This is a genomic window from Oricola indica (genome assembly GCF_019966595.1).
Taxonomy (GTDB): Bacteria; Pseudomonadota; Alphaproteobacteria; order Rhizobiales; family Rhizobiaceae; genus Oricola; species Oricola indica.
In genome coordinates, this window is sequence record NZ_JAINFJ010000003.1 from 356286 (window position 1) to 380690 (window position 24405).

Consider the following 24405-nt stretch of genomic DNA (forward strand, 5'->3'; position numbering starts at 1 on the left):
ACTCTCCCTGCGCGCCACAGGGCATGTGAGCAGTGTGCGCAAGAGCACGGACAAGCCATAAATCCGCCGCGGCGCACTGTTTTTCGTTAAAATTGTGGGCTATACGCGCCATATTTTCAAAGGGCGGTAATACGGTGGGCAAGTCGGGCGATTCTGTTCGATGCTCTCTGCAGGGAGGTATTTGATGAACAGGGCTGGGGTGGCTTCATGCTGAATTGGACGATGAGTTCCGGCTTTGACATCGTGATCGTAATTCTCGCCATCGTGGCCGGCCTTGGGCTCACCGGGTGGATCGTCAGACGGGCCGCGCGTGATGTCGATGACCTGGAAAAGGCCGCCTCCGTCATTCTGTCCGCCTCCCAGGAGGAATTGCCTCCCAGGGAAGCTTTTTCCGCCCAGTTCGAAACAGTTCATGAGAAGCTGAAGACAAACGATACGATCGGAAGGGCGTGGCAGCGCTTCTCATCGACGATCGTGCCTCTCGAAGCCGATGACGGCATCGAGAAGGAAAAGACCCTGGTCTCGCGGTCCACATCCCCTGCCCGCTATTTCACGCTGGAAAGCCTCGGGCTCGAGAACACTTCCGTCAACATGGTACCGGCGGCCTTTTTGGCAGTCTTCGCGCTGATCGCCGGCGTGGGGCTGGCAGGCGCGCTTGGCGGCATCGCGGCAGCCTTCGCACCGGCCGGTGCGGATGCCGGCGTTTCCGGCGAAATGATGCGCGCGGCAATCGGCAGCGCAGGGGTGAAGCTCTTCTTCATCGCCATCGTGATCGCGCTGTTCATGGCGCTCAGACTGGCCGTGTCATGGTCTCGCAACGCCAAGGCGAGCGCGGTCCAGCATTTTTGCGACGCCCTGCTCGACCGCATCTATTTCGAGAATGCCGAATCCGCCGGTACGAGACGGCAAGATGCGATGCACTTTCAGACCAAGAGCCTGCAAAGGTTGGGCGAAAAGCTTGCGACGTCGATCGGCGGAACCACACGCGACGCCATTGTCGAAGGCTATATGGACGTGGTCTCGCGCATGGAAACACTGACCAAGCGCTACGACGATCTCGTCTCGGCGGCGCAAAAAGGCGCGAAGGAGGCGGTCACCAAGGCTTTCGACGAGTCCGTCGAAACCAGCGCCGATATCGTGGTCAAGCGGATGGAAGCGGTCGCAGAGCATCTGTCGGCCATTCCCGAGCGAATGGAGCAGGCATCGCGCTCACTCGAAACCGCCGGCGCGAATATCTCGTCGGAGCAGCAGCGCTTCGCCGCAGATCTCCAGGCGACCGCGAACCAGAGCGTCGCTTCGGCTGCGAGCGCGGTTGCCGGCAATGTCGAGGAAACCATCCGCGGCGTGTTGGCGGAGACCCACGAGGTGTCGGCCGCGGTTTCGGAACGCCTCGGACGTCTCCCGGACCGTATCGAAGAGGCCGCCCGTACATTCGAAACGGCGTCGAGCCAGATGATCGAAGTCCAGGGCACGGTCGCGGAAGAAACGCAGGCACGCACCAAGCAGGCCGTCGAGGCCGTGACGGGGATGATTTCCGATGCCGTGGGTGAAGTCGCGAAAGCGGTTGACGAAACCATCGCGAATTCGCTGCTGCAGACGACGCAGACGTTGCGCGCCGTCGGCGAGGACATGACGCTGTTGCCCGACCGGCTTTCCGGTGTTGCACGGGCACTCGAACAATCCAGCGACCGCATCGCCGAAACGCACGCCCAGATCCTTGCGGACCTCAAGATGGGTGCGCGCGAGATGACAACGACAGCGGCCGACACGATCATCGAGCGGGTCAACGAGAACACGACCGGGTTTATAGACAAACTCTACGAGGCAAACGACGCGTTCGAAGCCCGCACGGAATCGCTTTCCGGCCTGTTCGCCGCTATCGAGCGGACCAGCGACCAGATCGCGCAAACCCATGCCCAAACGCTTGCCGACTTCAAGACCAGCGCCAGCGAGATCACCGCTGTTACCGCCGACGCCATCGCCGCGCGCGTCAATGAAAACACGGATACATTCGTCCAGAGACTGAACGAGTCCAATGACGCGTTCGAGGCGCGCGCCGAACGGCTATCCAGCCTGTTCGCCGCTATCGAGCGCACCAGCGACCAGATCGCGCAAACCCATGCCCGGACGATTGCTGACTTCAAGACCAGCGCCAGCGAGATCACCGCGGTGACGGCCGACGCCATCGCCGCGCGCGTCAATGAAAACACGGATACATTCGTTCAGAGACTGAACGAGTCCAATGACGCGTTCGAGGCGCGCGCAGAACGGCTATCCGGACTCTATTCGACGCTGGAGCAGGCCAACGAACGGATCGCGGAAACGCACACCCGTTTCATGGCGCAGATGCAGCAATCAACGCGCGACATGACAGCCGCAACGGCCCAATCGGTGTCGCGCCATATCAACGAGAACACGGAAGCCTTCCTCGCGAAGCTCAACGAATCCAATACCGTGTTCGAGGAACGGGCCCAGGCGCTCACCGGGCTTTTCGCGACCCTTCAAACGGCCAGCGACAGGATCGCGGCGACGCATACGGGCTTCATGGAGCGCATGCATGAGGGCGCGCGCGAACTGACCGAGGCCACTGCCGATACGCTTGCACGTCATGTCAACGAGAACACGCTCGGCTTTGTCGACAAGCTCAATGAATCCAACGCCGCCTTCGAGGAACGCGCACAGGCGCTGACGGGGCTGTTCGCGACGCTTCAGAAGGCCAGCGACCGGATTGCCGAAACCCATACGCGCTTCATGGGTGAAATGCAGGACAGCACCCGCGACGTCATCGCGAAGACGACGAGCACGATCGCAGCCGAAATCCAGAAAAACACCGCGGATGTGGTTTCGCGGCTGCGCGAATCCGACGATTTCTTCGCATCGCGCGTCGAGGCGCTGGCATCGGTGCTGCCGCAGATCGATCAGACCGGGCGGGCGCTTGCGGAAATCATGGAGCGGGTCTCGGCTGAAAACGGGCGCGTCGGCGTAGAATTGACGGAACTGGCCGGCTCGCTGCGGGACGCGACGGGCAGTATCAAGCAGTCCGCAGACCGGTTCTCGAACAACCTGCTCGAGGTCCAGCAGTCGCTCGACGATTTCCAGAAGCTCTCGAAAGAGACCGTCGAAACGGTTGGCACGTCGCAGCGGAACTTCAAGGAATCCATCGGCATGCAGGCCGAGCTCTGGCAGCGCCATGTCGAGCGGTTCGACGATGTCGACCGGAAACTCGGCGACGTCTTTGCCGAAATGGCTTCGCAGATCGATACGCAGACACGGCTGATGCGCGACCAGGTGGCTGAAATGGACAGTTCACTGGCTACGGCCGTGACACATCTCGGCGAACTCGTGGAAGAGCTCAACGAAACGCGTTCGGGCTCGGGTGAAACCGGGACCTATCGCTGACCATGGCCAACTTCACCGGACTGAGAGAGCGGCTGGATAAACACCTCGGCCAGACAGTGCCGGGAGGGCAAACAGCGGCTCCCATTCCCGGTCGTGTGAAGGATGTGGCCAAGAGATGGGCGCGCAAGCGTGCGGCAGCCCGCATTCCCGAGCAGGGCCGCAGGCGGCGCCTGCGCGAGACGGCGCGGAAACTCAAGGAAGGACTGGGCGCGGAAATTCCGCTGAGCGACATCCGGCTTTCCCTGTTTCACATGCGTGACGAGGACGCCTTCACGTCGAGTACCATTGCGCGGCACCGGCTTGTCACCGAAGCGATGACGCGGCCGGGCAAGACACCCGTCAACGTCCTCTTCAACGCCTTCTTCCATATTTTCGAACGGGGCAGCCCCGAGACCGATCGGATCTACCAGCACCTGCGCAAGAACCAGGCGTCGCTGCGGATCAGTTCGCGGGAGTTCGTGGAGAAAACGAAGTTTTTCGACGGCGGTTATGGTCTGGACACAATCATCGACAGTGTCGATCTGAGGAACCCCGTTCGTTCGCTTGCCCGCTCGGGCCTTAAAGACGACGTGCAGGATTCATTGTACGGACTGGCGATCAAATGCGCCCTGATCGAACGGACGCTCGCGCATGTCGATCTCGACGCACAGCCGCTCAAGACCATTCTGGGATGGATCGAACTGGGCGAACGCAGGCGCCCGGACCTTGAATGCGCCTATTACGAAATCCTGCTTTCGCCTTTCGTCGCCCGAGACCCCTCGCCCGATGTGAAGAGAACGATCAGCCGTTTCCTGCTCGGCCATTTCGGCGACCCGCGTTCGGTCTCGTGGCCGAAACTGAGAGAGGATACGGGTCGCCTCAAGCGGGACGCTTGCATGAGCGTAATGGTTCGGTGGCTCGACACGGGAATCCTGCGCTAGACGAACACGCGAGCCGGCAGAAGCCTAGATGGGCCGGTCCGGCGGAATCGGCACAATGTCCGGGATAATCGGGCGTCCGGGCTCCGCGTCAGCGACGGCTGCAGTTTCAGGCACCTCTTCAGCTGACGTATCCGCGGGCGCTTCGGAAGGCGCAATGGCGAGTTCGGGTTCTGCAGCCGGCTGCTCTGCCGGTGCGGGCGCAGGTTCCGGCGCAGCAGCTTGAACCGCGGCTTCTTCGCCCCAGGCTTCAGTGGCCGAACGGAACACCTCGCCGCCCGTCGCGCCGGTCACGAGACGCAGTGTCGAACGCCGTCCGCTGAAATAGACAAACGGTATCTCGATCAGATCGGGATTGCTCATCAAGCTGGCGTGCAATTCGCGCGCCGCGGGAACATCCGCGAGAGCGAACAGGAAGATATTGTCGGCGATCTTGACGATGGAACCCACCAGAGGCTGGCTCCGGTCCTGCCCGCTCTGTACGAAGGTAATGCCTTCGACAGAAGAAATCTCGCTGCTGGAAACACTGTCAGCCGGCGCGAAGACCAGTTCAAACAGGTGCGAAGCTGGTAGCGTTTCATCGAGATTGCGCCGCAAGGTCAGCGTCGCGCGCAGGCCCTCGCCCGGTATCGTGATCTCGCCGCGAATGGCAGGCTCCGCCGCAGCACCGGGACTCGGCGCTGACTGGATCAACGACCAGACGACATTGCCGGTGGCAACCGGTTGCTGCCCACCCGAGGTGGCGAACAGGAACGCCTTCTCGCCATCGATGGCGGCCACCGCCGGTTCGGCGGCAGGTTGTTCCGCGGTCTCTTCCTGTGCGACCGCAGCGGCTTCCGCCGTGTCCGTTTCGGAAACTGTTTCAGTTTCAGCGACTTGCGTCCCGGCGGATTCGTCGGCGAGCGCCGGTTCTCCCACCGCATCGCCTTCGCCGGCATCCGTCGTTGCGCTGCGCAATGAATCGGAGGATTCACCGGCAAGCCCGGCGACAAACTCGACGACCCATCCGGCAGTGGACTTGGCCTTCGCCGCATAGCGCGACGTCATGTCGGGAAGCGCAAAGGCGGTCGCGATCACTCCTACGATCAGCAAGACCAGCAATATGGCAAACATCCGGCCCGACCCGCCACGTCGGCGGGGCCTGTCGTCTTTCGCACGGACCTGCTGGGCAGCTACCGGACCGGCCGGTTCATCCATCGCGAATTCCTGATCGAAGGCATCTTCCGGCAATTCGAAGGAATCATCCATCGCCCAACGATCGACCTCCGCGGGCGCGGGGTTCGCGCGGCCGTGATCGGCGTAGTTCTCATCCGTATCATCGTCGTCATACTCGACGCGTTCACGACGTGCGGGGCGCTGCGGTTTCTTCGCCGGCTTGCTGCGAATCTGGTGCCGGGAGGTGTCCGCAGCGATCAGATCCTGTACGGCCTCCTCGACTTCATCGTCTATCGAGCGCGGTGCAACGAGGTCTTCCTCGGGAAAATCGAAGTCCAGTTCTATGTCGTCTTCGGGAACAGTGAGTTCCTGGACGGCTTCCTCGACCTCGTCGGCAATCGTGCGTTCCAGATCGAATTTCTCGGGCATTGGCGGCGCGGCCGGGCGCACCGGTTTCTCGACCTTGCGAACCTGTGGCTGCTCGTCATCCGCGGACCAGATATCTTCCAGTTCACTGATGAAGCCGCCCTTATCGGCACTGTCAGTTGCGGCGTCTGTATCGACGGCCTTGGACGACTGTTCCGACTCGACCTCGCGAATCGCCTGGTTGAGCCTTTCGATATGCCCGTGAACGGTATCGAAGTCCGGTTGGGGCGACAAAGCCTTGAGATAGCGGACCAACGCGTTGCGTGCTCTGCGATAGATGATCTCGCGCGTCGCCGAGTCGCGCATGTCCTCATTGCTGACAGCCTTGAGCAGCATGAGTTTGACGTCGAATTCCGGCTTCTCCGACTTCGTTTGCGCTACACCGGCGGGCTCCGGCGCCGATTCAGGTTGCGGAGCGGGTTCGGGTTGTGGAGCCGGTTCAGGTTGCGGAGCTGCAGCCGTCTGCTCCTGCTTCGGTTCTTCAACGGGTTCCGGATCCGGCGTCGCAGCCGATTTTGTTTGCTGCTCTTCCTCAGGCGTGATCGGAAGCGCCAATTCGGCCGTCAATGCGGACTGGAATTCCGCAAGCGGATCGCTTTCGCCGGCTTCCACCTTGAGAGCCTGGCTGGCGGAGCCGCCGATCGCGGTCGTGCGCTGCGGCGTGTATTGCGGCTTTTCGTTGGTTGTGTTCGCGACCGGCGCCTCGGGTGCCGATGGTGTCTTCGCGACTTCGGGATGCGGCGCAGACGGGGCCGTATCGGCCGGCGTCGGCTCATTCGCGCTGGCGGCGACAACAGGCTCCCTGCCGGCGGGCTCCGGATTCTTTCGGATAATCGGCGTTACGTTGCTTTCCGGCGTATAGGCCGGTTTTACAGCGGAAGGCTCGGGTCGTGCAGGTGGTTCCGGCTGTGCGGCGGGCGCAGGCGGCGCCGGTTTCGCCGGGACCATGAGTTGCTCCGCCTCAAGGTCCAGAATGGCGTTTTCCAGCTCCTCCATCGTGTCGTAAATTTCGGCTTCGCCGGCCGAACGGGCGTCGAGTTGGCGCCTTATCGTCTTGCGCACTTTCTCATAGGCCGATGCCCGCGACAGCGGGGTATTTTCAGAAAGCCCCTGAATAGCGACGCGAATGTAATTGGCAAAATCCGACACGGAAATCCGATTCTCCGTTTCATGTCAGACATACAACGGAAACCCCGGAATTACCCGAACCGCGTACACCCGTTAAAATACAAGGCAAGCCCGCCCGTACCGATGATTACGCCATCTGGACCAAACGATCAAGAAACGGCCGGGCTCGCATAACAATAGGGAACCGCGTCCAGAATCATTCCGAAACCGCGACTCCAATCGCGGGGACACTAGCTCTTTTCATTTGCCGCAACAAGATTCGGGAATATCGAGGCTTTTTTGGGGTTTGACCGCGTTTTTTCTGGCCGCACGCTGATTTCGTCCACAAAGCATGTGGATTTGATGCCGTCTCCTTGATCGCGGTCATGGACCGCGTTCCGTTCGCGCGTTCTTTTGGCCCCCACTTGAAATGCGAAGCAGCAACATATATTGAAGTTCGCAAATATACTAAATCAGGAATGTTTTCATACCCGTCAGGGCGTGACAACCAGAAAGCAGGACTTGAACATGCGCGCGACACTTGCCGCCATCACATCCGCAATGGCGCTGGCTTTGATGCTTCCGCCCGTCGCGGGAGCCGAAACCTTCACGCTCGAACCAACCGACGTGACCGAATGGAAGGCTGTCTATGCCCGCATCGAGGCGCGAGACCGTATCCCCGCCCGCGCAAGGCTCGGCGGCACGCTTGTCGAACTCTCGGTGACCGAGGGCGATCTCGTCGAATCGGGGCAGAAACTCGCGCGGATCGTCGATGAGAAGCTCGACTTCCAGATGAATGCGATCGACGCGCAGCTTCAGGCACTTAATTCGCAGCTCGTCAACGCACAGTCCGAACTCTCCCGGGGCGAGGAATTGCTTCAGCGCGGCGTTACCACCGTGCAGCGGCTCGACGGTCTGCGCACCCAGGTCGAGGTGCTGACCAACCAGATCGAGGCGACGCGTGCCGAACGGCGGGTGCTCGAGCAGCAGGTTTCCGAAGGTACCGTGCTCGCACCATTGTCCGGTCGGGCGCTGGACGTGCCTGTCGCAGCCGGAGCGGTCGTGGCGCCCGGCGAATCCATTGCCACCATTGGCGGCGGAGGTTTCTTCCTGCGTTTGGCCGTGCCGGAGCGCCATGCAGGAAGCTTCCGCGAAGGCGATACGATCCAGATCGAGACTGACGAGACGGTCGAAGGCAAGCTGGCGCGCGTCTACCCGCAGATCGAGAATGGCCGCGTGATCGCCGATGTCGAAGTCGAGGGCCTCGACGATGCGTTCGTCGATGCACGCGTGCTGGTGCGTCTCCCGGTCGACACGCGCCCTGCCCTGCTGGTGCCGCAAGACGCGGTCGAAACCGTCTCAGGGCTCGATTTCGTGACGATCACGGAGGGCGGTGAACCCGTCAGGCGCACCGTAATAACCGGCATTCATCACATGGTGGATGGCAAGGACATGGTCGAGATCGTCACCGGTCTCGAAGGCGGCGAAGACGTGGTGACCAACGATGAGTGACGGACAATTCGACGGACGGCTCGGCATTGCCGGGCACCTCACGCGCGCGTTCATCGTCTCGCCGCTGACGCCGCTCTTCATCATCGCCGCTCTTGCGGTCGGGCTCGTCGCGCTGATTTCGCTTCCGCGCGAAGAGGAACCGCAAATCTCCGTGCCCCTGGTGGATATCCACCTGCAGGCTCCCGGCCTGAAGGCCGAGGACGCGGTGAAACTCGTCACCGAGCCGATGGAAACCATCGTCAAGGGCATCAACGGCGTCGAGCATGTCTACAGCCAGACCAGCGACGACTACGCGATGGTCACGGCCCGCTTCCTTGTCGGCACATCGTCCGACGCGGCCATTTTGCGCGTGCATGAGAAACTGCGCGCCAACATGGACCGTATTCCGGTCGGCATAGAGGAACCGCTGATCGTCGGGCGCGGCATCGATGATGTCGCCATCGTCTCGCTGACGCTCTCACCGGAACCGGGCCTCGACATCACCGCGAACGACCTGACCCGGGTCGCACGCGAACTGCGTGCCGAGGTCGCGAAGATCGAGAATGTCGGCCTGACCTATCTCGTCGGCGAGGCACCGGAAGCGATCCGTATCGCGCCCGATCCTGAGCGGCTGGCGCTTTACGGCGTCACGCTGCAGCAACTCGCCGGCAAGGTGCAGTCTGCCAACCGGACCTTCTCAACGGGCAAGCTGCGCGACAATGGCGAGCAGATCGATCTTGTCGCCGGCGAAACGCTCACCGCGCCAGCCGAGGTCGCAAACCTCCTGCTGACGTCCCGCGACGCCCGTCCGGTCTACGTGCGCGATGTGGCGACCGTCGAATATGTGTTCGACACCTCGGACCAGATCGTCGCCAACGTGACGCGCAACGAGGCAGGCGAAATACAACGCACGCCCGCCGTGACCCTGGCGGTCGCGAAACGGGCCGGCGCCAATGCCGTGGTGGTGGCTGAGGAGATCCTGCACAAGGCGGAGGAACTGGAAGGGCACCTGATTCCGGATGGCATCGAGGTGCAGGTCACCCGCGACTATGGCGAAACGGCCAACGAAAAGGCCAACGAACTGCTTTTCCACCTCGGCCTCGCCACCGTTTCGATCATCGCGCTGGTGCTGTTCACTATCGGCTGGCGGGAAAGCATCGTGGTCGCGATCGTCATCCCCGTGACCATCCTGCTGACGCTCTTTGCCGCATGGATCATGGGTTACACGCTGAACCGCGTTTCGCTGTTCGCGCTGATCTTCTCCATCGGTATCCTAGTCGACGACGCCATCGTCGTGATCGAGAACATCGCCCGGCACTGGGGAATGAGCGGCGGCAAGCACCGTGTCGCGCGCGCCATCGAGGCCGTCGCGGAAGTCGGTAACCCGACCATTGTCGCGACGCTGACCGTGGTGGCCGCATTGCTGCCAATGCTGTTCGTGTCCGGCCTGATGGGGCCGTATATGAGCCCCATCCCGGCCAACGCGTCGGCGGCGATGATCTTTTCCTTCTTCGTCGCGGTGATCGTTACCCCGTGGCTGATGGCGAAGATCGCGGGCGGCGCACCGGTTCACGATCACGAGGGCCCCGGACATCAGCCCGGCGGCAAGCTAGGCGGTCTCTACACGCGCTTTGCGCGGCCGATCCTGGCAACCAAGGGACGCAGCCTCGCATTCCTCCTGATCACGGCGGCGCTGTCCTTCGGCTCGCTCGCCCTGCTCTACACCAAGGATGTGACCGTCAAGCTGCTGCCGTTCGACAACAAGTCGGAACTGGCCGTTGTCATCGACATGCCGGAAGGCTCGTCGGTCGAAGAAACGGATGCCGTCGCCCAGGTCGTGGCGCGGACCGTCACGCAACTGCCGGAAGTGGTTTCGGTGCAGACCCACGCGGGAAGCGCCTCGCCGTTCAACTTCAACGGCCTCGTGCGTCACTACTATCTGCGCGCGCAGCCCAATTTGGGCGACCTGCAGATCAACCTGACGCCGAAAACCGAGCGAGACCGGGAAAGCCACGATATCGCGCTGGAAATCCGTGAGCGGATCAGCGAACTCGACGTACCGGAAGGCACCAGCCTGAAGACCGTCGAGCCGCCGCCCGGGCCGCCCGTGATCTCGACGCTCCTCGCCGAGGTGTATGGCCCGGATGCGGAAACCCGTCGCATGGCGGCCGCGAAAATCCGGGAGGCCTTCGAGGCCGTGCCGTTCGTGGTCGATGTCGATGACAGTTTCGGCACCCAGGCACGTCGCCTGCGCGCCACGATCAACACCGACGACTTGGAGTTCTTCCAGGTCCAGGAAAGCGACGTGTTCGACACGCTCGCAATCCTCAACGGTGGTTCGACCGTCGGTTACTCGCATCGCGGAGATGGCCGCCATCCGATCCCGATCCGTGTCGAACGGGCGAAGGGCGACCGGGTTCTCGATGAGCGATTCATGTCCACACCGATCCCGGCCAATGTTCTCCCCGGCGCTCGCGGCGTGGTGGAACTGGGCGACGTGATCGATGTCGAAGAGGAAAAAGCGTCCTATCCGGTGTTCCGCCACAACGGACGCGATGCCGAGATGGTCACGGCCGAACTCGCCGGCGACTACGAAGCGCCGCTCTATGGCATGATCTCGGTCACGGAAGAGCTGGAGAAAATCGACTGGCCCGAAGGCACCAAGCCTTTGATCAAGCTGCATGGCCAGCCGGATGACGAAAGTGTCGTGACGCTGTTGTGGGACGGCGAATGGGAAGTGACCTGGGTGACATTCCGCGACATGGGCGCCGCCTTCATGGTTGCCCTTCTCGGCATCTACATCCTCGTCGTCGCGCAGTTTGGCTCTTTCAAGCTGCCATTGGTCATCCTGACCCCGATCCCGCTGACCTTCCTGGGCATCATGGGCGGCCACTGGCTGTGGGGCGCGCCGTTCTCGGCAACATCGATGATCGGCTTCATCGCGCTTGCCGGCATCATCGTGCGCAACTCGATCCTGCTCGTCGACTTCATTCGGAATGCCGACACCGAGGGCAAGACGAAGATCGATATCCTGCTGGAAGCCGGCGCAATCCGCTTCAAGCCGATCCTCCTGACCGCGGTCGCGGCGATGATCGGCGCGGTGGTGATCCTGGCCGACCCGATCTTCCAGGGGCTGGCGCTGTCGCTGCTCTTCGGCCTGCTGTCGTCAACGCTGCTGACGGTGCTCGTGATCCCGGCGATCTATCGCGTCCTCAGGACCTGACATCGCGCCAGAACAGACGAAAAAGGCCGCCCGCTTCATCGCGGGCGGCCTTTTCAATTCCGGCGAGGAGATTACTTCTCCGCGATCGGCTCCACCTCTCCGTAGAGTGGCACGGTCGAGATGGCCATCTTCGCGGAGCCGTCCTGTACCTGGCGGGAATGCGACAGATAGATCAGCGTGTTGTTATCGCGATCGTAAATCCGCTTCACGACGAGTTTCTTCCAGATCAGCGAACGCGAGCTCTTGAAGATCTCTTCCCCGTCTTCGTCCAGGTCGATATCCCCAATCTTGATGGGGCCGGTCTGGCGGCAGGCTATGGAGGAATTGGACGGATCCTCGAACCAATTGCCCTTCTGCAGACGGTCGATCAGGCCGCGGTCGAAATAGGCAACGTGGCATGTCACGCCATCGACTTCGGGATCGGCGATCGCCTCGATGACAATATCGTTGCCGAGCCAGTCGACACCGACCTCTCCGACCTGCTCGGCGGAGGCAGCGGACGGGGCCATGACCGTCATGGCAAGGCCAAGAAACGTGTTTCGTAAAATCTTCGACATGTACGGTCTCCGGGTAATGGAATCGTCCATTATGTTTGTTCGCGCCGCCTCTCCCGCAAGGCCGAGGCGCTTCTTTGTGCCGCAGGCCCGCCATCCGGCAGTCCGTCTGCCTTGTTGCGATGCATCAAATCGGCATAGTCTCCATAGGACATAGAGAGGGCGATGGGGCATGAGCAAGAAATCCGGCGGCATGAAATCCCGGGACGGGACGCCCAGACTGGCCGATGTGGACCTTACGCTTCACCTCGGCCGATCCGCCTATGAGAACAAGCTGACCAAACTTCAGCATCTCCTCACACAGATCCAGCAAGCCTACCTCTTTTCGGGGCAGTCGGCGGTTATCCTCTTCGAGGGCTGGGATGCGGCTGGCAAGGGCGGCACGATCCGCCGTATCTCGGCGGCGCTCGATCCGCGCAGCTTCAAGGTCTGGCCTATCGGCGCGCCGCGAAAATACTATCTCGAACGCCATTTCCTGTTGCGTTTCATGGAGCGGATGCCGCCGAATGGCGCGATCACGATTTTCGACCGCTCGTGGTACGGTCGCGTTCTGGTCGAGCGCGTGGAAAACCTCACTCCCGAAAAACGCTGGAGAAGCGCCTACAAGGAGATCAACGACTTCGAGCGCATGCTCCATGACGACGACACGCGGCTGGTGAAACTGTTCTTCCACATATCGCCCGAGGAACAGCTGGCGCGGTTCGAGGAACGATTGAAAAACCCTCTGAAGCGCTGGAAGCTCTCCTACGAGGATTTCCGCAACCGCAACCGCTGGGACGACTATGCCACCGCGATCGACGAGATGTTCGAGCGGACCTCCACGGATTACGCCCCCTGGCATCTGATCCCGGCCAACGACAAGAAACACGCAAGGATCGCCGCGATGAAGACGATCACCAGCGAGTTGAGCAAAGGCGTCGACCTCGAGCCGCCATTGCTGGACGAGACCGTCCTCGACGCGGCGAAGGAGCACATGGACATCACCCCTTCCCTCATCGAAAGCCTGGCAGGCCGAACAGAATAGACGCTCCGCCGGCTTATCCGTGACCGTCGCCGATCCGATCGGGATGGTCGCAGGCATGCAGGCTGCACTCCATCTCCAGTGTCGAATGGCCGATGCCGAATTTCTCGGACAGCATCGCCTTGACCCGAAGCTTGATGTCGTCGGCGTGATCCCATGCGCCGCGATCAATCACCAGATGGGCATCGAGCGCGTTGTCATGTTCGTTCATCTGCCAGAAATGGGCGTGATGGATGCCGGCGACGCCTTCGACGGCTTCCATTTCGCCGATGACGGCATCGGTGCGGATATCCGGGGGACTGCCGAGCATCAGGATGCGGATCACGCCTCCGATCTCGGCGAATGCCTGCCAGAGGATGTATCCGGCGATCAGCAGGGTCACGAGCGGATCGATGAGCCACCAGTCGAAGAGCAGGATCAGCGTGCCCGCGACAATGACGGCAACGGAGCCCAGCGCGTCGGCGACATTGTGGAGGAAGGCTGCGCGAATGTTCACGCTCTCCTTCGACAGGGCGAAGGTGAGTGCCGCCGTAACGACATCGACGACGAGCGCGATGGCCGCAATGATCACGACGGTCCAACCCGCGACATCCTGCGGATCGAGGAACCGCATCGCCGCCTCGTAGACGAGATAGACCCCGATCACGATCAGCGTGGTGTAGTTGATCAGCGCGGCGACGATCTCCACGCGGCCATAGCCGAAGGTCATCGCCGAATCGGAGGGACGGCGGGCGATCTTGCGGGCCGCGAATGCGATGATCAGCGAAATCGCGTCGGAGAAATTGTGCAGGGCGTCGGCAATCAGGGCCAGGCTGCCGGCCAAGACGCCACCCACGACCTGCGCGACCGTCAGGGCGAGATTGACTCCGACGGCCAGCGCCACGCGCATGTCTCCCGCCTCGGGATCGACGTGATGGTGGTGATGGCCGTGCTTGTGCCCATGCGCCATGACAGACTCCTTTGGTTCCTCTGTCCCGCAGAGATAGTGTCTCTAGCGACTAGAGCTTCAAGAGGAAAAATAGACGGTTGTCCGATCACGGTTCAATGTTACGAAGATGACCGCGAAGGAGAGATTGATGTCAGCAAAGAAGCGTATCCTTTTCACCGGCGGATCGGGCAAGGCAGGCCGGCATGTCGTCCCCTACCTGCTCGACAAAGGCCATCGGGTGGTCAATGTAGACCTGACGCCGCTCGACCATCCGGGCGTCGACAACCTGACGGCCGACATCGCCGATTCCGGCCAGATGTTCAACGTGATGAGTTCCTATGCGAATTTCGACGAGCTGGAGCCCGGCAACGGCGTGCCATCGTTTGACGCGGTCGTCCATTTCGCCGCCATTCCGCGAATCCTGATTAATCCCGACAATGAGACGTTCCGCATCAATACGGTCGGCACGTACAATGTCATCGAGGCGGCGGTGAAGCTCGGCATCCGCAAGATCGTGATCGCTTCATCGGAAACGACCTACGGCATCTGCTTCGCCGACGGGAAGCGCGATCCGGTATCGCTGCCGCTCGATGAGGAATACGACGTCGATCCGATGGACAGCTACGGGCTTTCGAAGGTCGTCAACGAGAAGACCGCCCGCGCCTTTGCGCTGCGTTCCGGCTTCGATATCTACGCGCTGAGGATCGGCAACGTGGTCGAGCCGCACGAATATGAGCAGAACTTCCCGACCTATTTCGCCAATCCAGGAATGCGGAGGCGCAATGCATTCTGCTATATCGATGCGCGCGATCTCGGCCAGATCGTCGATCGCTGCCTTGCGACCGACGGTTTGGGCTTCCAGGTTTTCAACGCCGGCAACGACACCAACGGGATGAACATCCCGACAGCGGAGCTGGCCGAACGCTTCTTTCCCGGCGTGCCGCTGACCCGCGAAATGGGGGAGAACGAGGCACTGTTCTCGAACAGGAAAATCCGCGAAGTTCTCGGCTTCGAGGAAGAGCATGACTGGCGGAAATATGTGAAGGGCTGAGGCAGTACGCAGCCGCTCAGCACGTCTTCCAGACCTCTACGCGTCCCGCGCTCGCTCGGCTTCATGCCAAACGGCGGGGACCGCGCCGCCTGACGTATCGAGGCGCTGCCAATTGCCGCGCGAAAAGTCGAGAACAAGCCCCTTAAGCTCGTGTACGTGGCGCACTGCCAGTTCCGACATCCGCCCATCCAGGACCTGCCAGATGGCAGGCTACAACAATACCGTGACACTCAAGGTCGGATATTCCTACAAATTCGGACGATAGAGCGCGCCACACTGCGGTCATCGTTCCCCTGCTAATGCACGTCGGCAACAGCAAGGAAAACGGTGCGCGTGTTCAGGACAGTCTTCGTTCGGCTTTCGGCAGCTGCGGTGATATTGCTCGCCATTCCGACCGGCTTGTCACTGCTCAACCGGTTGGCTCCGCAATTCGATTCCCTCGCCCATTTCCGGCTCCATCTCGCAGCCGCGCTCACCGCCGCCGCGATACTGGCGGCATTTCTCGGCGCGCGGAGAATGGCCATGGTCGGCGGACTGACCGTTGTGGCCGCGCTGGTTCTCACCTATCCCTATCTTCCGGGTCTTTCGCCGGGCTCCTTCTCGAGCGCCAATGCGTCGCCCCGCAGTTTGCGGGTGCTGCAGTTCAATACCTTGTATGACAATACGCAGACCGATCTCGCCGCCCGGGTCATCCGCGCCGCAGACCCGGATGTTGTTTTTCTGCAGGAGGTCACGGACAGCCCCAAAGCGCTGATCAACCTGCTGAAGAACGACTATCCGGTACAACTGCGTTGTGGCGATTCGGCAATCGGCGGCGCGACGGTGATCTCGCGCCTTCCGGCAGCCAGGGACAAGATCGACTGCGTCGAAAGTTTTGCCCTGTCGGCGATCCGGCTCGACCTCGGCGGCGAACCGATAACCTTCGCGAGTTACCACGGTTTCTGGCCTTGGCCGTTCAACCAGCAAGAAGGGATCGACAAGCTGTCCGGACAACTCGCCGCCCTGCCCCATCCGCTCATTCTGGCTGGTGACTTCAATGCCACGACATGGAGCGAAGGCGTTCATCAGATTGCTCGGCTCACGGACACCGCGCCGGCTCCGGGGGTACGCGCGACCTGGCTTTCGTCGCATCTGCCGAACGCGCTGAAACCTCTGATCGGCCTGCCGATCGATCAGATCATGGTCTCGGACGAATTCACGATCACCAGCATCGAGACATTGCCGTTTGCTGGAAGCGACCACCTGCCTGTGGTCGCCGATATCGCGTTCTAAGCGCCCCTCTTACATATTCGGATAGACCGGCCCCTCGCCGCCCTGCGGCACCGTCCAGTTGATGTTCTGGTTCGGGTCCTTGATGTCACAGGTCTTGCAGTGGACGCAGTTCTGGGCGTTGATCTGGAAGCGGACCGCATCGCCCGGCTTGCGGTCAGCGTCCGCCGGGACCGAGTTGCCGTCGGCATCGATCCATTCGTACACGCCAGCCGGGCAATAACGGGCGGAAAGTCCCGCGAATTCAGCATATTCGGAGGATTTCTGAAGGTCCATGTCCTTGACCTTGAGATGGACCGGCTGATCCTCCTCATGGTTGGTGTTCGACAGGAACACCGAGGACAGTCGGTCGAAGGTCAGCACGCCGTCGGGCTTCGGATAGGCGATCGGCTTGAACTTCGACGCCTTTGCCGTGGCAGCGTAATCCGGCTTGCCGTGTTTCAGCGTACCGAGCGGCGACCAGCCGCCGGTGATCTGCGCGATCCACATGTCGATGCCGCCGATACCGACGCCGAGAGCCGTGCCGAAACGCGACCAGAGCGGCTTGACGTTGCGCACGCGTTTCAGGTCCTTGCCGATCTCGCTGTCGCGCCACTCGTTCTCATAGGCATCGAGCGCGTCGTCATTGGCCTTGCCAGCCTTGAGAGCCTCCGCCACCTTGTCGGCAGCCAGAATGCCGGACAGCACCGCGTTGTGCGAGCCCTTGATGCGCGGCACGTTCACGAAGCCGGCCGAACAGCCGATCAGAGCGCCGCCGGGGAAGGAAACCTTCGGAACGGACTGGAATCCGCCTTCGGTGATCGCGCGCGCACCGTAAGCGATGCGCTTGCCGCCCTCGAACGTGTCGCGGATGGCGGGATGTGTCTTGAAGCGCTGGAATTCCTCGAAGGGATAAAGATAAGGATTCTGGTAATTGAGGTGCAGCACGAAGCCGACCGCGACCAGATTGTCCTCAAGGTGATAGAGAAAAGAGCCGCCGCCGGTCTTCATGTCGAGCGGCCAGCCGAAAGAGTGCTGCACCAATCCCTGGCGGTGCTTCTCGGGGCGGACCTCCCAGAGTTCCTTGATGCCGATGCCGAACTTCGGATAGTCGCTTTCGGAATCGAGCTCGAACTTCGCGATCAGCTGCTTGGCAAGCGAGCCGCGCACGCCCTCGCCGATCAGCGTGTACTTGCCGTGCAGTTCCATTCCGCGCGCATACATAGGGCCGGGCGTTCCGTCCCGTTCGATGCCCATGTCGCCCGTCGCGACGCCCTTGACCGAGCCGTCCTCATTGTAGAGCACCTCAGCGGCGGCGAAGCCCGGATAGATCTCGACGCCCAGCGCTTCCGCCCTGCCCGCCAGCCAGCGGCAGACATTGCCGAGCGAGACAATGTAGTTGCCGTGATTGTTCATCAATGGCGGCATGGCGAAATTCGGCAGGCGGAGCGACCCCGCAGGGCCCAGGAACAGGAACTGGTCGTCGGTAACCTCGGTCTTGAAGGGATGATCCGGATCATCGCGCCAGTCAGGGATCAATTTGTCGATCCCGACGGGATCGACCACCGCGCCGGACAGGATATGCGCACCCACCTCGGCGCCCTTTTCCAGCACGACCACCGTCATTTCCGGGTCGGCCTGTTTCAGCCGTATCGCCGCTGCAAGTCCCGCCGGGCCCGCCCCGACGATCACCACGTCGAATTCCATGCTTTCGCGCGGTTCGTTCATCGGATTAGCGGTATCATTCATGTTCTGTCTCCACTCCATGCCGTGGCATCCGGCGCTCTTGGGCGGTCCTGCCTCGGGTCGGCGCCGAATGTATCCGCCTGATTTCCCACCGCAAGCGCCGAACAAGCCATTTTTCCGTCAATTTATTGACCTGAACGTAAACGTCAATGACGAAGACGAACGCGTTCGTGATTGCGACGAAGTCCTGTAGTCCTCAGGGCCGCTTCCGCGTAACGACCGCTTGAAGCCGCCCGCGCCGTCTGCGAAAGGTGAGGCATGGTAAAGGCGACGGACATGACGCGGGGCGAACTGGAAAGCCTGCTGCGCTTTTATGCGGAAAGCGGGCTCGATTTTCCGCTGTCCGACGACGCGCCGGATCGGTTCGAGATTTCGACGCAGGCTGCGGAACAACCCGCCCCCAGACAACAAACCGCACCGCCTCCGACGGCGCCGGCGCGACTACCGGCCATGCCGGATTCGGATGTGATCGCGCTCGCGGCCAAGGTCGCAGCCGGTGCGGAGACACTGGACGACCTGAAAAAGGCCGTCGAGGCTTTCGACGGCTGCAATCTCAAGCTCACCGCGCGCCACACGATTTTCGAGGGCGGCAACCGCGACGCGCCCATGATGATGATTTCGGATGCGCCCGGGCGAGACGACGATGCCAGCGGAGATGCGATCACCGGACCGGAAGGACAATTGTTTGACCGGATGCTGGCGGCCATCGGGCGGTCGCGTGACGATTGCTATCTCGGCTTTGCGGTTCCGTGGCGAGTGCCTGGCAACAGCGCGCCTTCTCCGCTGCAATCCGCGATCTGCAAGCCGTTCGTGGAGCGCCAGATCGAACTCGCCCGCCCCGCCTTCCTGGTCCTGCTCGGAAACGGCGCAGCGCGGATCATGCTCGGCGCGTCGGCGGATATCCTCAATTTGCGCGGCGTGTGGAAAGCGGTGCGGACGGCTGGCGGGTTCGAAGTGCCGGCGATCGCCACGCTACAACCGCGCTACCTGCTAGAACAAACCGCACAGAAACGCTATGCTTGGGCCGATCTCCTGAAGATACGGGACCGGCTCGAAACGGCAACGCCGGATTCATGACGGCGTATTCGAGGCATCATTCGTCGCCTCTCTTTCATGCGCCTTTCACCCATCCGCGTTAGGCGTGCATCGGACAAGCCGGAGACTCACAATGCTTCAACTCGTCGGTCCGGTCGCGGGACTGCTGACATCGACATTTCTGCTTCTCGCCGGCAACGGGCTTGTCGGCGTGCTGCTGCCGATCCGCGCCGCGATCGAGGGCTGGAGTCCGTTCGTCATCGGCTGGATCGGCTTCGGCTATGCGCTCTGCTTCACGGCGGGCTGCCTGTTCGTGCCGCGCATGGTGCTGCGCGTCGGTCATGTGCGCGTCTATGCGGTCCTGGCAGCGGCCCTCGCCATGTCGATCCTGATGCATGCGCTGGTCGTCCACCCCGTCGCGTGGATTATCACGCGGGGCATCGGCGGTTTCGCGCTTGCCGGCACCTACATGATCGTCGAGAGCTGGCTGAACGAGAAAGCGCCGAATGAAGAGCGCGGAAAGATATTCTCGGTCTACATGGTGGTGACCATGATCGGCCTGATGAGCGGGCAATTCCTTCTCGCGGCGGCCAATCCGGCAATGGCGACGCTGTTCATGGTTTCCGCGATGCTGTTCGCCGCGGCCGTGATCCCCACCGGACTGTCCAACGCCTCCTCGCCGAAACCGCTGGCCCAGGTCTCACTCGACCTGCGCAAGCTGTTCGCGAACTCGCCGCTCGCCTTCGTCGGGGTCGCGGTGACAGGCGCGGCTTTCGGCGCCTACAGTTTCCAGACGCCGGTCTTTCTTCAGGCGGCCGGGCTGACGCAGGCCCAGATCGCCACGACCATGGCGCTGGTCATGATCGGCGGCATGGTCTTCCAGTTTCCGATCGGGCGGTATTCCGACCGGACGGACCGCCGCCATGTCATCATCGCAACGACGACGGCCGGGGTCGTGCTGGCCACGCTTCTGGCGATGACGGCGGGGACGTCGCTGACCATGCTGTTCGTGTTGATGTTCCTGTTTGGCGGCGTGCTGATGCCGCTCTATTCGATCATCGTCGCCCATGCGAACGATCATGCCTCGCCCGACGATTTCGTCGAAGTGTCGTCGGGGCTACTGATCATCTACGGCGTCGGCTCGATGGCCGGACCGGTGATCGCCGGCGGCTTCATGAACGTGATCGGCCCGGCGGGGATTTTTGCCATGATGGCGCTTTCGTTCCTTGCCTTCACCTTCTATGCCGCTTGGCGTCTGACCCGGCGCGATGCGGTGCCGCAGGACGAAATGACCGACTTCACCTACGCGCCGCCGAACGCGTCGGCGCAAACCCCGGAAGGCATCCAGCTCGATCCGCGCGCAGAGGAAACCGTAACCTGAAATCTGCGTCAGCCCTGAGGTGTCACGGCCCGTCGCGCCTTGCCGCGCTCGAGGCCAAGCCGGTGCTCGCGATATATGATGAAGATACCGGAGCCGGTAACGATGGCCGATCCGATGATCGTCGCCCAGCCGGGCACTTCGGTGAAGACGAAATATCCGATCACGATGGAAAGGATGACCGAGGTGTATTCGAACGGCGCGATTGTCGACACCTCGCCGTGGCGATAGCTTTCGGTCAGCAGGATCTGACCGAGACCGCCAAAGAAACCTGACAGGACGAGGGAAATGGTCTGCGTGGGCGACAAGGCTTCCCAGCCGAAGGGAATCGTCACCAGCGAAAACACCGTGGCGGTGACCGAGAAATAAAGGACGATGGTCGCCGTCCTCTCGGTGTCGACCAACCGTCGCACCAGCACGGTTGCGAGGCCCGCGATACAGGCCGACGCGAAGGTCGCCAGGACCCCTATGGCTTCGTCCCCGCCAAACCCGCCATCACCGCGGAAGAGCTGAAGTTTCGGCCAAGAGATCACGAGCACGCCGACAAGGCCGGCGATGACCGCTCCCCAGCGGTAGCGGCGCACCACCTCGCCCAGCAACACGGCCCCGAGTATCACCGTCACCAGAGGGCGCGCATAGCCGATCGCCGTCGAATCCGGCAACGGCAGGCGTGTCAGGCCAATGAAGCCGAGCGCCATCGCCGTAACACCGACAAGGCCGCGCATGATGTGGCCGACGGGATGCTTCGTCTTCCATGCGCCGGCGAGTTGCCCCGCGATCACGAGATAAAGGACAATCGGCAGAATCGCGAAGAATGAACGGAAGAAAACGATCTGTCCGGCAGGCAGTTGCCCGGCATATTTGATCGCCGTCGCCATTCCCATAAATGCGCAAACGGAACCGACCTTCATACCGATGGCCAGAAGGGGGCGGGATTGTGGAAGAGAGGAACCGTCGGGTGACATTCACCACGGTTCGTAGCGCCATAAACTCCGCGATGGAAGCCGTCACATGTATCACGGCTAGCCGTTCAGTTGGTCCGGATCCTTCTCGCTGAGCAGATCACCCTTGGCGGCATGCGTTCGTTCCTCGTCGATCTTGCGGGTCACAGCCTCGTCGGGACTGGTGTCGTTCACAGCGGACGTCTCCTCGGTTTCCGCGACAGGCGTTTCCTGAGTGTCGGCGACAACGGGGGTTTTTGTCGTCGTATCCGGCGCGGACATGGTGCCCTCGCCGGCCATGCGAACCCGATAGGTCGGTTCGGGCAATGTAAAGCCATTGGCCTCGAGTTCGCGCTTGGCAAGCCGCATCGCCTCCGACCGCGCCTTCAGGAAGCTGGTCTGGTTCTGGTCTATCCAGGCGACGAATGTGAGATTGATCGTGGAGTCTCCGATCTCCTCGATCCAACCGTCCGGGCCGGGATCGCTCAAGACGAAATCGAGCGCCTTGATCCGTTTGAGGACGATCTCGAGCGCCTTGTCGGAATTGCCTTCCGGCCCGATGCCGAGCTTGAACACAAACCGCCGCTGCGGATTGCGGCTGTAGTTGGTGATGTTGCTCTTGAAGACGGCGGCGTTGGGGATCCTGATATGGTTTCCGTCGGGGTCCATCAGGATCGTGGCGCGCGAGGTCAGCGCGATGACGAACCCTTCGTAGCTCTCGATGCAGATATAGTCCTTCGGCCGGAATGGCTGGCGGACGGACAAGAGGATGCTGGCGATATAGTTCTCGACCGTATCCCGAACCGCGAAACCGATCGCCAAACCGACGATGCCGGCAGCACCCAGGATCGTTCCAAGCAGGGCCGTTGCGCCCAGGATGTCGAGCGCCATCACCGCGCCAAGCACAAAGAATGCGAGCCGGACCATCTGCCGGAGCAGTTCCGCGATGAAGGCGTTCGGCGCGATGCGGCTCCACGGCCAATCGCGCCGGGCCGCCAGCCAACCGACCATGAAGATCGCGCACCAACAGACTATGGCGACAGCGAGCAGAGGCAGATACCCGATCGCCTGCACAACGCGGTGGGCCAGCCGCTCATAAACGGGCGAAAGACGCCTCGAAAGCGAGGTCACTTCCTCGATCTGGTTCTTGACCGCGACGACACCTTTCACGCGCGAGGCTATCGCTCCTGCCTGGTCGGCAAGCGCAATTTCGCGGACCTTTCCGCGCAACGTGACGACACCCGAACGCACGGTCACGAATACGGTCTGGAGACCGTCGAGCTGGTCAAGGATCGCTTCGATCCGCGCATCGATTTCGCTGTCGCCAATCGTCTGGTCGCCCGTTTCGATGAGGCCGTTTTCCTGCCCCCAGGCAAAGGTCGCGAACAGGGAGACAAGCGCGGCGAACAGCAGAGTGATAAATTTTTGCAAGGGAGTATCCCGGAAGATCGAACCGAATCCGGGGCGACGTTATTTCGTCGCCGGCGTGTTGTCAGCCATTTTGGCGCCTGCCCAATACACAAAGCGAGGTGAGCAGTCGCGCTTTTGCGGAGAGCGAGGCGTCGCAGTTGCATTCGGCGGTTCGGCCACAGCCATGGAAGACCGGGGGGTTCTGCCGCTGGACGGGCCGCTATTGGCCGCGCAGACGTTCCAGTTCCGCCAGGATTTCCGCCGTATGCTCGCCGCGCGCAGGGCTGGGCCGAGGGCTCCATTCCGGCAAACTCGAGAAGCGCGGAGCCGGCGCGGCCTGCAAATGCCCGTCGGTCTCGTGCCAGACCGACCGGGACGCAAGATGGGGATCGCCGGCCGCCTCGCCGGGATCAAGGACCGGGGCGACACAGCAGTCCGTATCGCGAAACAGTTCGGTCCAGTGCGTTCGGGTCTCCCGAACAAAGATGGTCGACAGTCGTTCCTGAAGAGTAGGCCACAGGGTCTGGTCGAACTGGCGGACGAACTCCGGATCGTCGGCGAGGCCCATCCGATCCAGAAACTGCCCATAGAATTTCGGCTCGAGGCATTGCACCGATACGAAACCGCCGTCGGATGTGCGATACGTCCTGCTCCAATGCGGACCATCGAGCAGGCTGCCGCCGCGCTGAAGCGAGAAGACGCCGCTGCCCGAAAGCGACATGAGCAGATTCATCATATGCGCGGAACCATCGACGATCGCGGCATCGACCACTTCCCCCTCACCGGTCGATTTCGCCCGCAGCAATGCCGCAAGCATGCCGATCACGAGGTAGAGCGCCCCGCCACCGATATCGCCGACCAGCGTCGGCGGCGTGACCGGCGCTTCCCCGGGCGGTGACGCGTACCAAAGCGCGCCGGAGAGCGAGATGTAGTTCAGGTCGTGGCCTACGCGTTGCGCCAGCGGCCCCTCCTGCCCCCAACCTGTCATGCGCCCGTAGACAAGCGCCGGATTGTCGGCACGGCATTCATCGGGACCGAGCCCCAGGCGCTCCATCACGCCGGGCCTGAACCCCTCGATCAGCCCATCGGCCGAGGCGATCAGCGAGCGGGCCGTGACTATGTCTTCAGGGTCCTTCAGATCGAGCGCGATCGAGCGCTTGCCGCGATCCAGCAAATTGCGTTCCGCAGCAACCGACGCACCGGCGACATCCTTTCGATGAATCGTTACCACATCGGCGCCGAGATCCGCGAAGGTCATCGCGGCAAACGGACCTGGTCCGAGCCCTTCGATCTCTATGATCCGGATACCTTCCAGCACTCTATCCTCCCCGCTTCCCGCCATTGTTTCCGCGAGTGCGGCAAAACGAAGCGAGTG

General features: G+C 61.9%; 17 protein-coding genes. 9 read left to right on the forward strand and 8 right to left on the reverse strand.

Annotated elements, in window-relative coordinates:
• Positions 1-222: 222 nt before the first annotated feature.
• The gene (locus LC343_RS10505) at positions 223-3399 is read left to right on the forward strand and encodes a hypothetical protein (protein ID WP_223477065.1); all 3177 of its coding nucleotides are present in this window, start codon (positions 223-225) and stop codon (positions 3397-3399) included.
• 2 nt (positions 3400-3401) lie between these two features.
• Positions 3402-4319, forward strand: coding sequence for an EH signature domain-containing protein (locus LC343_RS10510; protein WP_223477066.1), 918 nt, complete (start codon positions 3402-3404; stop codon positions 4317-4319).
• Positions 4320-4343: 24 nt separating this feature from the next.
• Here the strand turns inward: LC343_RS10510 and LC343_RS10515 are convergent, their stop codons facing one another.
• Positions 4344-7046 (reverse strand): hypothetical protein, encoded by a 2703-nt coding sequence (locus tag LC343_RS10515; RefSeq protein ID WP_223477067.1) that lies wholly within the window; start codon positions 7044-7046, stop codon positions 4344-4346.
• A 486-nt stretch (positions 7047-7532) separates the two neighbouring features.
• Here LC343_RS10515 and LC343_RS10520 point away from each other — a divergent pair, with 486 nt between their 5' ends.
• Together LC343_RS10520 and LC343_RS10525 are read left to right on the forward strand one after the other, a co-directional pair.
• On the forward strand, positions 7533-8516 hold the full coding sequence (locus LC343_RS10520) for an efflux RND transporter periplasmic adaptor subunit (protein WP_223477068.1): 984 nt from the start codon (positions 7533-7535) through the stop codon (positions 8514-8516).
• On the forward strand, positions 8509-11718 hold the full coding sequence (locus LC343_RS10525; RefSeq protein ID WP_223477069.1) for an efflux RND transporter permease subunit: 3210 nt from the start codon (positions 8509-8511) through the stop codon (positions 11716-11718). The genes LC343_RS10520 and LC343_RS10525 overlap by 8 nt, the downstream gene beginning before the upstream one ends.
• A 71-nt stretch (positions 11719-11789) precedes the next feature.
• Here the strand turns inward: LC343_RS10525 and LC343_RS10530 are convergent, their stop codons facing one another.
• Entirely contained in the window at positions 11790-12236 is a 447-nt protein-coding gene (locus tag LC343_RS10530) for a CreA family protein (protein WP_223477285.1), read from the reverse strand.
• 208 nt (positions 12237-12444) lie between these two features.
• On the opposite strand from LC343_RS10530, the gene LC343_RS10535 reads away from it, so the two are divergent.
• On the forward strand, positions 12445-13296 hold the full coding sequence (locus LC343_RS10535; RefSeq protein ID WP_223477070.1) for a polyphosphate kinase 2 family protein: 852 nt from the start codon (positions 12445-12447) through the stop codon (positions 13294-13296).
• A gap of 13 nt (positions 13297-13309) precedes the next feature.
• Here the strand turns inward: LC343_RS10535 and LC343_RS10540 are convergent, their stop codons facing one another.
• Positions 13310-14242 (reverse strand): cation diffusion facilitator family transporter, encoded by a 933-nt coding sequence (locus LC343_RS10540; protein ID WP_223477071.1) that lies wholly within the window; start codon positions 14240-14242, stop codon positions 13310-13312.
• 127 nt (positions 14243-14369) lie between these two features.
• Between LC343_RS10540 and LC343_RS10545 the strand changes: the two genes are divergently transcribed.
• Positions 14370-15272: an NAD-dependent epimerase/dehydratase family protein gene (locus LC343_RS10545; RefSeq protein WP_223477072.1), complete on the forward strand. Its 903-nt coding sequence runs from the start codon at positions 14370-14372 to the stop codon at positions 15270-15272.
• 36 nt (positions 15273-15308) lie between these two features.
• On the opposite strand, the gene LC343_RS10550 is transcribed toward LC343_RS10545, so the two are convergent.
• Positions 15309-15452 (reverse strand): hypothetical protein, encoded by a 144-nt coding sequence (locus tag LC343_RS10550; protein ID WP_223477073.1) that lies wholly within the window; start codon positions 15450-15452, stop codon positions 15309-15311.
• A gap of 336 nt (positions 15453-15788) precedes the next feature.
• Here LC343_RS10550 and LC343_RS10555 point away from each other — a divergent pair, with 336 nt between their 5' ends.
• Positions 15789-16544 carry an endonuclease/exonuclease/phosphatase family protein gene (locus LC343_RS10555; protein WP_223477074.1) on the forward strand — a complete coding sequence of 252 codons (756 nt, stop codon included), beginning with the start codon at positions 15789-15791 and terminating at the stop codon, positions 16542-16544.
• 9 nt (positions 16545-16553) lie between these two features.
• On the opposite strand, the gene LC343_RS10560 is transcribed toward LC343_RS10555, so the two are convergent.
• Positions 16554-18248, reverse strand: coding sequence for an electron transfer flavoprotein-ubiquinone oxidoreductase (locus tag LC343_RS10560; protein WP_223477286.1), 1695 nt, complete (start codon positions 18246-18248; stop codon positions 16554-16556).
• Between the two features lie 276 nt (positions 18249-18524).
• Here LC343_RS10560 and LC343_RS10565 point away from each other — a divergent pair, with 276 nt between their 5' ends.
• Positions 18525-19343 (forward strand): uracil-DNA glycosylase, encoded by an 819-nt coding sequence (locus LC343_RS10565; RefSeq protein ID WP_223477075.1) that lies wholly within the window; start codon positions 18525-18527, stop codon positions 19341-19343.
• Between the two features lie 91 nt (positions 19344-19434).
• Positions 19435-20682 carry an MFS transporter gene (locus LC343_RS10570; protein WP_223477076.1) on the forward strand — a complete coding sequence of 416 codons (1248 nt, stop codon included), beginning with the start codon at positions 19435-19437 and terminating at the stop codon, positions 20680-20682.
• A gap of 8 nt (positions 20683-20690) precedes the next feature.
• On the opposite strand, the gene LC343_RS10575 is transcribed toward LC343_RS10570, so the two are convergent.
• From LC343_RS10575 to LC343_RS10585, 3 genes are all read right to left on the reverse strand, one after another.
• The gene (locus LC343_RS10575; RefSeq protein ID WP_238484245.1) at positions 20691-21557 is read right to left on the reverse strand and encodes a DMT family transporter; all 867 of its coding nucleotides are present in this window, start codon (positions 21555-21557) and stop codon (positions 20691-20693) included.
• A gap of 144 nt (positions 21558-21701) precedes the next feature.
• The gene (locus LC343_RS10580; protein WP_223477078.1) at positions 21702-23051 is read right to left on the reverse strand and encodes a mechanosensitive ion channel family protein; all 1350 of its coding nucleotides are present in this window, start codon (positions 23049-23051) and stop codon (positions 21702-21704) included.
• Positions 23052-23250: 199 nt separating this feature from the next.
• Positions 23251-24348: a CaiB/BaiF CoA transferase family protein gene (locus LC343_RS10585; RefSeq protein WP_223477079.1), complete on the reverse strand. Its 1098-nt coding sequence runs from the start codon at positions 24346-24348 to the stop codon at positions 23251-23253.
• Positions 24349-24405 lie beyond the last annotated feature (57 nt).